The sequence below is a fragment of the Streptomyces sp. NPDC041784 genome (assembly GCF_055591025.1).
This window is the reverse complement of record NZ_JBVJAB010000050.1, coordinates 24,837-36,907: the sequence shown is the minus strand read 5'-3', so window position 1 is coordinate 36,907 and position 12,071 is coordinate 24,837. Positions and strand designations below refer to the sequence as shown.

At 72.5% G+C, this 12,071-nt stretch carries 9 protein-coding genes; 8 read left to right on the top strand and 1 reads right to left on the bottom strand.

What is annotated here, in order from left to right:
• The 6 genes from ACZ6D7_RS44825 to ACZ6D7_RS44800 all read left to right on the top strand — a co-directional run.
• A partial coding sequence (locus ACZ6D7_RS44825) for an alpha-glucosidase C-terminal domain-containing protein (RefSeq protein ID WP_469504089.1) occupies window positions 1-324 on the top strand: 324 nt, incomplete at its 5' end.
• 28 nt (window positions 325-352) lie between these two features.
• On the top strand, window positions 353-1,714 hold the full coding sequence (locus ACZ6D7_RS44820) for a maltokinase N-terminal cap-like domain-containing protein (RefSeq protein WP_469504086.1): 1,362 nt from the start codon (window positions 353-355) through the stop codon (window positions 1,712-1,714).
• A 3-nt stretch (window positions 1,715-1,717) separates the two neighbouring features.
• Window positions 1,718-3,922, top strand: coding sequence for a 1,4-alpha-glucan branching enzyme (glgB, locus tag ACZ6D7_RS44815; protein WP_469504084.1), 2,205 nt, complete (start codon window positions 1,718-1,720; stop codon window positions 3,920-3,922).
• Between the two features lie 57 nt (window positions 3,923-3,979).
• Window positions 3,980-5,074 carry a glutamate--cysteine ligase 2 gene (locus tag ACZ6D7_RS44810; RefSeq protein ID WP_469504081.1) on the top strand — a complete coding sequence of 365 codons (1,095 nt, stop codon included), beginning with the start codon at window positions 3,980-3,982 and terminating at the stop codon, window positions 5,072-5,074.
• Window positions 5,075-5,216: 142 nt separating this feature from the next.
• The gene (locus ACZ6D7_RS44805) at window positions 5,217-7,121 is read left to right on the top strand and encodes an AMP-dependent synthetase/ligase (protein WP_469504078.1); all 1,905 of its coding nucleotides are present in this window, start codon (window positions 5,217-5,219) and stop codon (window positions 7,119-7,121) included.
• Between the two features lie 118 nt (window positions 7,122-7,239).
• Entirely contained in the window at window positions 7,240-7,674 is a 435-nt protein-coding gene (locus tag ACZ6D7_RS44800) for an ATP-binding protein (protein ID WP_469504094.1), read from the top strand.
• Between the two features lie 14 nt (window positions 7,675-7,688).
• Here ACZ6D7_RS44800 and ACZ6D7_RS44795 read toward each other — a convergent pair whose 3' ends face one another.
• Entirely contained in the window at window positions 7,689-8,063 is a 375-nt protein-coding gene (locus ACZ6D7_RS44795; protein WP_469504075.1) for a PRC-barrel domain containing protein, read from the bottom strand.
• A 319-nt stretch (window positions 8,064-8,382) separates the two neighbouring features.
• Between ACZ6D7_RS44795 and ACZ6D7_RS44790 the strand changes: the two genes are divergently transcribed.
• Window positions 8,383-9,768: an NAD(P)/FAD-dependent oxidoreductase gene (locus tag ACZ6D7_RS44790; protein ID WP_469504072.1), complete on the top strand. Its 1,386-nt coding sequence runs from the start codon at window positions 8,383-8,385 to the stop codon at window positions 9,766-9,768.
• Window positions 9,765-11,999, top strand: coding sequence for an FUSC family protein (locus ACZ6D7_RS44785; RefSeq protein WP_469504070.1), 2,235 nt, complete (start codon window positions 9,765-9,767; stop codon window positions 11,997-11,999). Before ACZ6D7_RS44790 ends, ACZ6D7_RS44785 begins: the two co-directional genes overlap by 4 nt.
• The last annotated feature ends 72 nt before the right edge of the window (window positions 12,000-12,071 follow it).

Genomic DNA, 12,071 nt, shown 5'->3' with positions numbered 1-12,071 from the left:
CGCCGCATGATCGAGATCCGCAAACAGAACCCCGCCTTCGGACTGGGCACCTACACCGAACTCCAGTCCTCCAACCCCGCCGTCCTCGCCTTCCTCCGCGAGTACGAGGACGACCTGGTGCTGTGCGTGCACAACTTCTCCCGCTTCGCACAGCCCACCGAACTCGACCTGCGCCGGTTCGACGGGCGTCACCCCGTCGAGCTGTTCGGCGGGGTGCGCTTCCCCGCCATCGGCGAGCTGCCCTACCTGCTCACGCTCGCGGGCCACGGCTTCTACTGGTTCCGGCTCACCCGAGCCGCGGCCCGGGTCGGCCGACGCCTGTGAGCGTGCGCCGAGGAAAGGATGGGTCACCGTGACGAAGACCGCCCCCCTGCGACCGAGCACCGCGAGCGGTGTCCGCTCGGTCGGGCCGCTGGCCACCCTCCTGCGGGAGTGGCTGCCGCGGCAGCGCTGGTTCGCCGGCAAGGACCGGCCCCTCACCGATCTGCGCATGCTGTCGATGACGGAGCTGTATCCGGGCTGTCTGCATCTCCTCCTGCACGCGGGGCAGTCGGGCGTTCCGACGCCGGGGAACACTCCCCCGGCCGGTGACTGCTACCAGCTGCTCCTCGGTCTCCAGGAGCATCTGTCACCACGGCTGGGCCGGGCTCTGATCGGCAGGGTGGAGGAGGGCCCGCTGGCCGGGCTGACGGTCCACGACGCCCTGCAGGATCCGCGGTCGGCGCATCTGCTCCTGGAGCGGATGCGCCATCCCGGCACGCTGGGGCCGCTGTGCTTCGAGTCGGACCCGTCGGTTCCGGTGCCGGCCGGACTCGCGCCGCGGCTGCTGGAGGCCGAGCAGTCCAACACGTCGCTGGTGTACGGCGACGCGTTCATCCTGAAGATCTTCCGGCGGATCCAGGCCGGGGTGAACCCCGATCTGGAGGTGCCCGTCGCGCTGGCCGGGCAGGGCTGCGGGCGGGTGCCCGCGCCCGTGGCCTGGTTCCGGACGACGCATCCGCAGGAGGCGACGCTCGGTGTGCTCCAGCCGTTCCTGCCGGATGCCTCGGACGGCTGGACGCTGGCGCTCCAGGCGCTGGCCCGCGGCGAGGACTTCACGGCCGAGGCGGCGGAGCTGGGCCGGGCCACGGCGGACGTCCATCTGGCGCTGGCCACGGCCCTCCCGGCCGGGCCGGACGCCGAGGACGGGCGTACGGCGGCGGCGATGACCGAGCGGCTGGAGGCGGCCGCGCACCATGTGCCGGCGCTGCGGCCGTTCGTGCCGGGGCTCACCACGGCGTTCGCCGCGCTCGCCGTGTGCGACCAGGGTCCGCCGGCCCAGCGCATCCACGGCGATCTGCACCTCGGGCAGGTGCTGCGGGCCGGACGCGACTGGTTCGTCATCGACTTCGAGGGCGAGCCGTCCCGTCCGCTGGCGGAGCGGCGCCTCGCGCACTCCCCGGTGCGGGACATCGCGGGCATGCTGCGCTCCTTCGACTACGCCGCCCGGCAGCGCCGCCCGTGGCGTCCGGAGTGGGCGCGCCGCTGCCGGGAGGCCTACTGCGCGGGCTACGCGGCCCGGGCCGGTTGGGATCCACGGAAGAAACACGCCCTTTTGCGTGCCTACGAGACGGATCGAGCCGTTTACGAAGTGCTGTACGAGGCCCGCAATCGGCCCGACTGGCTACCCGTACCCATGGCGGCGATCGAACGACTCGCCGTCCGAGGAGGCTGACCCATGGCCCTGCGCGACACCGCCCTCCCCGAGGCGGCCGGTCCCCGGCCGCTCGCGGCGCCCGCGCTCGACCCCGCCGACCGCGCGCGTCTGCTGGCGGGAGCGCATCACGACCCGCACTCCCTGCTGGGCGCGCATCCGGTGCCGGAGGGGGTCCTGTTCCGGGCCCTGCGGCCCTTCGCCGACTCCGTGAGTGTCGTGGTCGACGGCGCGTCCACCCCGCTCGTCTCGGAGGAGGACGGCCTCTTCGCCGTAGTCCTGCCGCTCGACGCGGTGCCCGGGTACACGCTGCGGGTGTCGTACGCCGGGGACGAGCGGGAGGTGGAGGACCCCTACCGGTTCCTGCCGGCGCTCGGTGACCTGGATCTGCATCTCATCCGGGAGGGGCGGCACGAGGAGCTGTGGCGGGCGCTCGGCGCGGAGCCGATGACGCACCAGGCGGTGACCGGAACCCGCTTCACGGTGTGGGCGCCGAACGCGCGGGGCGTGCGGGTCGCGGGCGACTTCTGCTGCTGGGACGGGACCGCGTTCCCGATGCGCTCGCTCGGCGCGTCCGGGGTGTGGGAGCTGTTCCTGCCGGACATCGGCGAGGGGGCACGGTACAAGTTCGAGATCACCTCGCGCCACGGTGGCCGTTTCCTCAAGGCGGACCCGATGGCGCGGCGCGCGGAGGTCCCGCCGGACACGGCGTCGATCGTGCACACCTCGCACTACGCGTGGGGGGACGACGCGTGGATGGCCCACCGGGGCGACGTGCCCGTGCACGTGGCGCCGTTCTCGGTGTACGAGGTCCATCTGCCCTCCTGGCGCCCGGGGGCGACCTACCGTCAGCTGGCCGAGGAGCTGCCGGCGTACGTCGCCGACCTCGGCTTCACGCACGTGGAGTTCATGCCGGTCGCGCACCACCCCTTCTCGGGTTCCTGGGGCTACCAGGTCACCGGTTTCTACGCGCCCACGGCCCGGCTCGGCACCCCCGACGACCTCAAGCACCTGATCGACGCGCTGCACCGGGCGGGCATCGGGGTGATCGTGGACTGGGTGCCGGCGCACTTCCCGAAGGACGACTGGGCGCTGGCCCGGTTCGACGGGGATCCGCTGTACGAGCCCGGGGACGCGCGGCGGGCCGAGCACCCGGACTGGGGAACGTTCGAGTTCGACTACGGGCGGGTGGAGGTGCGCAACTTCCTCGTCGCCAACGCCACGTACTGGTGCGAGGAGTTCCATATCGACGGGCTGCGGGTGGACGCCGTCGCCTCGATGCTCTACCTCGACTACTCGCGGGACTCCGGGCAGTGGGAGCCGAACGTGTTCGGGGGCCGGGAGGACCTGGCCGCGATGGCGTTCCTCCAGGAGATGAACGCGACCGTCTACCGGCGCAACCCGGGGGTCGTGACCATCGCGGAGGAGTCCACCGCCTGGGACGGCGTGACCCGGCCGACGGACAGCGGCGGGCTGGGGTTCGGGCTGAAGTGGAACATGGGCTGGATGCACGACTCGCTCCAGTACATCGCCAAGGAGCCCGTGCACCGCAAGTACCACCACAACGAGATGACCTTCTCGATGGTGTACGCCTACAGCGAGAACTACGTCCTGCCCATCTCCCACGACGAGGTGGTGCACGGCAAGCAGGCGCTGGTCTCCAAGATGCCCGGCGACTGGTGGCAGCGGCGCGCCAACCACCGCGCGTACCTGGGCTTCATGTGGGCGCATCCGGGCAAGCAGCTGCTCTTCATGGGGCAGGAGTTCGCGCAGGGCGCCGAGTGGTCCGAGGCGCACGGGCCCGAGTGGTGGCTGCTCGACCCCGGGTACGCGTCCGCGGGCGACCACCGGGGGGTGCGGGACCTGGTCCGGGATCTCAACACCGTGTACCGGGCGACGCCGGCGCTGTGGGAGCGCGACACCGACCCGGCCGGTTTCCGGTGGGTGGTCGGGGACGCCGCCGACGACAACGTCTTCGCCTTCCTCCGGTACGGCGCCGACGGCGCCCCGCTGCTCTCCGTCAGCAACTTCTCGCCGGTGGTCCGACACGACTACCGGCTGGCGGTGCCCGCCGAGGCCCCGGCGTGGGCGGAGGTCCTCAACACCGACGCCGGCCACTACGGCGGCGGCGGGGTCGGGCACCCCGACCCGGTCAAGGCGGCGAACGGGGAGATCCACCTCACGCTGCCGCCCCTGGCCACCGTGTGGCTGACGCCGTCCGCCGTGTGAACGCACCCAGGCTGGGCAGTCGGGGGCGTACCAACCGCCAGAGAAAGGCCGCATCCCGTGCGCACCGTCGGAGTGGAGGAGGAACTCCTCCTGGTGGACCCGGAGACCGGGGAGCCGCAGGCGCTGTCCGCCGCGGTCCTCGCCCGCGCCGCACGGTGCGAGCCGGCGGAGCAGGAGCCCGTCTTCCAGAAGGAACTGCACAACCAGATGGTCGAGTTCGCCACCCATCCGCAGTCGAGGATGGGTGAGCTGGCCGGGGATCTGGTCCGGATCCGCGGGGAGGCGGCGCGGCACGCCCGGGAGGCGGGGTGCGCGGTCGCCGCGCTGGCCACCTCGCCGCTGGCGGTGCGCCCCTCGGTGAGCATCGGTGAGCGCTACCGGTGGATGGCGGACCAGTACCGCATCGCGACGCGTGAGCAGATCGTGTGCGGCTGTCACGTCCATGTCTCGGTGGAGTCGGACGAGGAGGGCGTCGCGGTCCTCGACCGGATCCGGCCGTGGCTGCCGGTGCTGATGGCATTGAGCGCCAACTCGCCCTTCTGGCAGGGGCGGGAGACGGGGTACAGCAGCTATCGGCGCCGGGTGTGGCTGCGCTGGCCGTCGGCCGGTCCGACCGAGCTGTTCGGGCCGGCCGAGGAGTACCACCGGCGGGTGGCGGACATGGTGGCCACCGGCACGATCCTCGACGAGGCGATGGTCTACTTCGACGCCCGGCTGTCGGCGCGCTATCCGACGGTGGAGGTGCGGGTGGCGGACGTCTGTCTGCACGCGGACACCGCGGTGCTGGTGGCCACGCTGGTGCGCGGGCTCGTGGAGACGGCGGCCCGGGCCTGGGCGGCCGGGAAGAAGCCGGTGGACCACAGCATCAGCCTGCTGCGGCTGGCCGACTGGCAGGCGGCCCGCTCCGGGCTGACGGGGGACCTGGTCCATCCGCTGACCATGCGGCACGCGTCCGCCGAGAGCGTCGTACGGGATCTGCTGGAGCATGTGGCGGACGCGCTGGCGGACAGCGGGGATCTGGAGCGGGCCCGTGCGTCCTGTGCGGCGTTGCTGCGGGACGGCAACGGGTCTCAGGTGCAGCGCGAGGTGTGGGAGCGCACGGGCAGTCTGCGCGAGGTCGTCACCACCTGCGTGCGGCACACGCAGGCATGATGCTCCGGCGGCCGCCGAGATCATCAAGGCGCTTTACTTACTCAGTTACCGGACACAACCGGTCCCACCTGGGCTACATTCGCCACGGTCGATAACAGTTCTCGTCGACGGAGTCACCCTTCGTACATGTCAGGAGCAGCGTATGCGCGACTTCGCTCTCGCTCCCCCAGCCGTTTCGCCCCTGACCGGAGGGCTCGCCGACAGCGTCTTCGAGACAGCGGCCCGTACCCCGACGCTCCCGGTACTGGCCCGCCGCCGCACCCCCGACGCCGCCGCCTGGGACGAGGTGACGGCTGTCGAGCTGCGCGACGAGGTCGTCGACCTGGCCAAGGGGTTCGTCGCGTCCGGGATCTCGCCCGGCCACCGCGTCGCGATCATGGCGCGCACCCGGTACGAGTGGACCGTTCTCAGCTACGCGCTGTGGGCGGTGGGTGCCGAGGTCGTACCCGTGTACCCGACGTCCTCGCGCGAGCAGGTCGAGTGGATCCTGCGGGACTCCGGCTGTGTGGGCGTGGTCGTCGAGGACGAGCAGAGCGTCATGACCGTCGGCTCGGTGTGCGCGACGCTCCGCACGCTGCGCCATGTGTGGCAGCTGGACGCGGGCGCGTTCGAGGACCTCACGCGGCGCGGCGAACTGGTGCCGCTGACCACGGTGGACTCGCTGCGCCGGATCGTGCTGCCCGACTCCACCGCCGTGATCGCCTACACCTCCGGTACCTCGGGCCGGCCGCTCGGCTGCGCGCTCAGCCACGCCGGTCTGGCCAGCAACTGCGACACCCTGCTGGACGGCTGGGGGCAGACGGCGGCGCCCCCTGGCGAGCAGGCGAGCGTGCTCGCCTTCCTTCCCTTCTCGCATGTGTACGGACTGATGATCCAGGGCCTGTGCATCCGCGGCGGCATCCTGATGGGCCACGAGCCGGACCTGAGCGCGGCGGCGCTCTCGGAGGCGCTGCTGTCCTTCCGCCCGACGTATCTCTACGCGGTCCCGTCGGTCTTCGAGAAGATCTACAAGAACTTTCTGCGGGCCGCCCAGGAGACCGGCCGGGGGTCGCTGTTCGAGCGGGCGGCGGATACGGCCCGGGACTTCGCGGCGGCCGTGGAGCGCCACCGGCTGGGCCGGGGCTCCGGGCCCGGTTTCGATCTGCGGCTCCAGCACGCCCTGTTCGAGCGGACGGTCTACCGCAAGCTGCGGGCCGCGCTCGGCGGCCGTGTCCAGCGCGCCACCTCGGGCGGCTCCCCGCTGACCCGTGACCTGTCGCTGTTCTACGAGGGCATCGGCATCTACGTCCACGACGGCTACGGTCTGACGGAGACCGGCGGCGGGGTCACCATGCAGCCGCTGGGCCGGGAGAAGTCCGGCACGGTCGGGCAGACCCTGCCGGGCACCGACCTGCGGGTGGCGGACGACGGGGAGATCCTGGTGCGCGGCCCGTCGGTGTTCCAGGGATACGTCAACGACGAGCACGCGACCCGGGCCGCGCTGCGCGGCGGCTGGCTGGCCACCGGGGACCTCGGGTTCCTGGACTCCGACGGCTATCTCACGATCACCGGGCGCAAGAAGGACGTCATCATCACCAGCAGCGGCAAGAGCGTGGCGCCGACCGCGCTGGAGCAGCGACTGCGGATGCATCCGCTGGTCCACCAGGCGGTGGTCGTGGGCGACAACCGGCCCTGTGTGGGGGCGCTGATCACCCTGGACCCCGAATTCCTGGCGCACTGGCGGGGCAGTCTGACGCTGCACGGCGACACGCCGAGCCGGGAGGCGCGCGAGGAGAACGCGCTGCGGGAGGAGATCGCGCGCGCGGTGGCCGCGGCCAACAGCACCGTGTCCCGCTCGGAGTCCATCCGCGCCTTCCGTATCCTGCCCCAGCCGTTCGACCAGTCCAACGGTCTGCTGACCCCGTCGATGAAACTGCGCCGGGACTCGATCGTGGCGCACTACGCGGCGGAGATCGAGGCGATGTACCAGGCCCGGGCGCGGCTGCCCCGGCAGAGTCCCCTGGAGGAGGTACTGAGCTGGGACGACGCGGACGACGTGTTCCGCTGAGGTGAGTCTGGATCGTACGCGTAGCCGACGTGCGCACGGGAACCCTGAAAGGGGCGACGCGACAGAGCCGTACGAGAAAGGACGACGGTCCCCGAGGGCCGTGGGACCGCACATGATCATGGCAACCGAGCCGCGCGGCAACGACTCATCGACTTCCTGGGCGTTCCGCGCGCGCAGCGCCCGGTTCGCGGGCGAGCCACGGGACGTGACGGGGGCACGGCTGGCCACGGAGGAGTTCCTCCGTGAGCTGGCGCGGGTCTCACCGCCCTCGGCCCCCGAGTGCCGGTACGACATCGTGCTGGTCGTGACGGAGCTGGCCGCCAACGCCGTGCAGTACGCGCCGGGCCCGTTCGAGCTGCGGCTGCGCCCCACCTTCGACGGGGTGCACGTCGTGGTGGCCGACACCAGCCCGGCCGTGCCCGAGCCGCGTCCGTTCCGGCCGGACAGCGGGGGCGGCGGCATCGGCTGGCATCTGGTCCACGCGCTGTGCGACCAGGTCAGCGTGGTGTCGACCGGGGCGGGCAAGGACGTCCATGTCTTCCTGCCCTGGTGACCGGGCCGGCCGCCTCAGGCCGGAGTGGTGCCGCGCGAGGTCGGGCGGCGGTAGTGGGCGCCGACGCCGGCGAGGTACGCGGGGTCCCGTGTCTCGCTGTCGGTGCGGAAGCGGGGGGCCTTCTTGGCCTCGTCCCGGGTGCAGGACAGGGTGACCTTCCGGGCCGCCGGGTCGACGGACGCCACCACGCCCACCGGGACGACGGCGCTCCGCCCGAACAGCCACAGGCCGGTGTCGACGACGAGATGGCGCAGGCCGTGCGGCGCGGCCTCGCGTTCCACCTGCCCGAGCGTGCCGTCGGACGCCACGACGGCGTACCCGGTGAGATCCTGTCCCTCGGCATGACCGCTGCCCGGCGCGTACGACCATATTCCGTCGTCGATGGTCACGGTGTTCCCCCTCCTCGCACTCCACAGCTCCCCCATACCCCTCGGGGGCGCCCGCATTCGGGAAGCGGGCGGACCTCCGCCCGCGTCCCTCCGCCCGCATTCGGGAAGCGGGCGGAGGGACGCGTTCCACCGGTGCCTCGCACCGGGACTGAACGGGGGCCCCGGCGGGTACGACCGGGGCCTCAGGAGAAACGTTCGTCTGCATGCCTCGCCCGGCTGGCGCAACCCGGCCGGGCGCGGTGGGATCGATGAGGTGCGAGGCGCCTGCGGGCGGGCACGCGCATGACGTCGGGCAGACCGCCTGGAGCCGCAGAAAGGGATGGACATCGTGACACGACCCAGGATCCTGGTGGTGGGCGCGGGCTTCGCGGGAGTGGGGTGCGTTCGGCGTCTGGAACGCAAACTCTCCCCGGACGAGGCCGAGATCACCCTGGTGACGCCGTTCGCCTACCAGCTCTATCTGCCGCTGCTGCCGCAGGTCGCCTCGGGGGTGCTGACGCCCCAGTCGATCGCCCTGTCCCTGCGCCGCAGCAGCAAGTACCGCACCCGGATCATCCCGGGCGGCGCCGTCGGCGTGGACCTCACCTCGAAGGTCTGCGTCATCCGCACCATCACCGACGAGATCGTCGACGAGCCCTACGACTACATCGTGCTGGCTCCCGGCAGCATCACTCGTACCTTCGACATCCCGGGGCTGACCGACCACGCCTTCGGGATGAAGACGCTCGCGGAGGCCGCGTACATCCGCGACCACGTCATCACCCAGCTCGACCTCGCCGACGCCAGCCCGGACCCCGCCGAGCGGGCGTCGCGGCTCCAGTTCGTGGTCGTGGGCGGCGGCTACGCGGGCACCGAGACCGCCGCCTGTCTCCAGTTGCTCACGCACAACGCGGTCAAGCGCTACCCGCGGCTGGACCCTGGCCTCATCAAGTGGCATCTGATCGACATCGCCCCCAAGCTGATGCCGGAGCTGGGCGACAAGCTAGGCCGCAGCGCGCAGGAGGTGCTGCGCAAACGCGGCATCGAGATCTCGCTGGGCGTGTCCATCGCCAAGGCGGGCCCGGAGGAGGTCACCTTCACCGACGGCCGGGTGATCCCGACCCGCACGCTGATCTGGACCGCCGGGGTGGTGGCGAGCCCGCTGATCGCCACGCTCGGCGCGGAGACGGTCCGCGGCCGGCTCGCGGTCACCTCGAAGATGAACCTGCCCGGTCACGACGGGGTGTTCGCGCTCGGCGACGCCGCCGCCGTGCCGGACGAGGCCAAGGCCGCCAAGGGTGAGGAGGGCGCGGTCTGCCCGCCCACCGCCCAGCACGCGATGCGCCAGGGCAAGGTCGTCGCCGACAACGTCATCGCGACCCTGCGCGGCCAGGAGATGCGGCCGTACGTGCACAAGGACCTCGGTCTGGTGGTCGACCTGGGCGGCACAGACGCCGTCTCCAAGCCGCTCGGCATCGAGCTGCGGGGGCTGCCGGCGCAGGCCGTGGCGCGCGGCTACCACTGGTCGGCGCTGCGCACGGGCGTGGCCAAGGCGCGGGTGCTGACGAACTGGACGCTCAACGCCGTCGCGGGCGACGATTTCGTCCGCACCGGCTTCCAGACCCGCCGGGCCAACAAACTCAAGGACTTCGAGTACACGGACGCCTACATGACGCCCGAGCAGGTACGGGCGCACGTCGAGGGCACGGGTACCGGGTCCGGGTGACCGGCACGGGGGCGCGGGCGGTGGCCCGGTGGAAGGACCGGATCGCCGCGTCCGACCCCGGGCTGCTGCGCCTGGCGGCCGGACTGCGGACGGTGGGGGCCATCTCGCTCACGCTGGCCCTGCTGTCGCTGCTGGGCGCGGACGTCGAGCATCTCGTGGCGGGGGCCATCGCGGCGATGGTCGCGACCTTCGCCATCCGGGAGAAGCAGCCGGGTGCGCAGGCCGTCACCCTGGCGCTGGGGCTGCCGGTGGCGCTGGCCTCGGTGTCGCTGGCGGCGCTGCTCAGCTCGCGGGTGGTCATCGGCGACCTCTTCTTCGTCGTGCTCATCTTCTTCGCGGTGTACGGCCGCCGGTTCGGCGACCGGGGCACGGCGCTGGGGCTGATCGGCTTCCAGGTCTACTTCCTGTCCCTGTTCGTCGGGGCCACCACCGGGAACCTCGCGGGGTTGTGGGGAGTGATCGCCGTCGCGTTCGGGTGCAGCGCGCTGGCGCGGTTCGTGCTGGTGCCCCAGTCTCCTGCGGGGGTCCTCGACCGGCTGCGGGAGGCGTTCCGGGCCCGATTGGCGCAGCTCATCGCCGCCCAGCTGGAGCTGCTCGACGCCGGTCCCGACGACGTGGAGAAGGCCCTCGACCATGTGCGCGAGGGCACCGCCCGGCTGCACGAGACCGCGATGATGATCCAGGGCCGGCTGGAGGAGGGCACGCCGGACGCCTCGGTGGCCGGGCTGGTGCAGCGGCGCGTCGCGGACGCCGAGATCACCGCGGAACGGCTGGGCCTGCTCCTGCTGACCGCGCGCAGCGCCGAGCGGGCCGACACCCTGACCCTGCATCTGCCGGGCGCGCCCGTGCCGGAGGGCGGCCGTCTGCCGGTGCGGGACGAGGCGCTCGACACCCTGCGCCGGGACCTGACGGCGCTGCGGATGCTCGTACGGCATCCCGTCGTGGCCGGTGCGGAGGGCGCGGGCACGGCGCAGGTGCGCAACCGGCTGCTCGGGTACCGGGACGAGGAGAACCTGCCGAAGGCGTCGCCGGCCGTGCAGGACGTGTTCCGGGGGGTCGGTGAGGCGGCGCGGGCGGTGCTGGGGCTGCGGATCGCGCTGGACGGGCCGCAGGACGAGTCCGACGACAGTGCGGAGACGGCCCGCTCCCGGGAGGAGCTGGACGCGGAGGACGCGGCCATCGGCGCCGAGGAGGAGGAACACGACACCGGGCTGCGGCGGCCGACCACGCGGGCCGCGGTGCAGGTCGCGGTCGGGTCGTCGCTGGCCATCGTGGGCGGCGAGCTGCTGTCCGAGCACCGGTGGTACTGGGCGGTGCTGACCTGCTGGATCGTGTTCCTCAACACCGCCTCGACCGGCGAGATCCTGGTCAAGGGCTACCGACGGCTGCTGGGGACCGTGCTCGGGGTGGTCGCGGGCATCGGGCTCGCGGGGGCCGTCGGACACCACACGTGGACGGCGTTCGCGGTGGTGTTGCTGTGCGTGTTCGCGATGTTCTACACGGCACCGCTGTCGTACACGCTGATGTCGTTCTTCGTGACGGCCGCGTTGGGCGTGCTGTACACGCTGCTGCACACCTACAGCCTGTCGGTGCTGGTGCTGCGGATCGAGGAGACGGCGCTGGGGGCGGCCTGCGGGGTGGTGGCGGCGGCGCTGGTGCTGCCAGTGCGCACCGACCGGCGGACGAACGAGCTGCTGGTGACCGTGCTGGACCGGCTGACCGACGTCACGGAGGCGGCCGTCGACCAGCTGAGCGGCGGTCCGCCGGCCGAGCTGCTGGACCTGGCCCGGGACCTGGACCAGGCGCTGGCGGACCTGCGGGCGGCGACCCAGCCGCTGACGCATCCGGTCACGCCGCTGCGCAGCCGGCGGGACACCGCCCGCTATGTCGTCGCGCTCCTGGAGACGTGCGCGTACCACGCGCGGTCCCTGGCGGCCACGGCCGAACTGCTGCCCACGCATCCGTCGATCGCGGCGGATCCCCGGCTGCGCGGGGCCGGACAGCGCATCCTGCACAACATCCGGGCGATCGCGGCGCGGGTCGCCGAGGAGCCCGGCGAGGCCGAGGTGGTGACCGGGCCGAGCATCGCCGCCCTGCTGAAGCCGGGGGTGCCGGGAACGCCCCGCTACGGGCAGGTCACCGACCGGGTGCTGCGGCATCTCCAGCGGCTGGACGAGGCGGTACTGGGCCTGGCACGGCCGCTGGGGGTGGCGGTGGCGCGGCCGCGGTGAGGGGCCGTGCCGTGCCGGGCGGGGTGAGGGACGTACGACACGACCGGGGCAGGGACCCGCGGCCGGGACGAG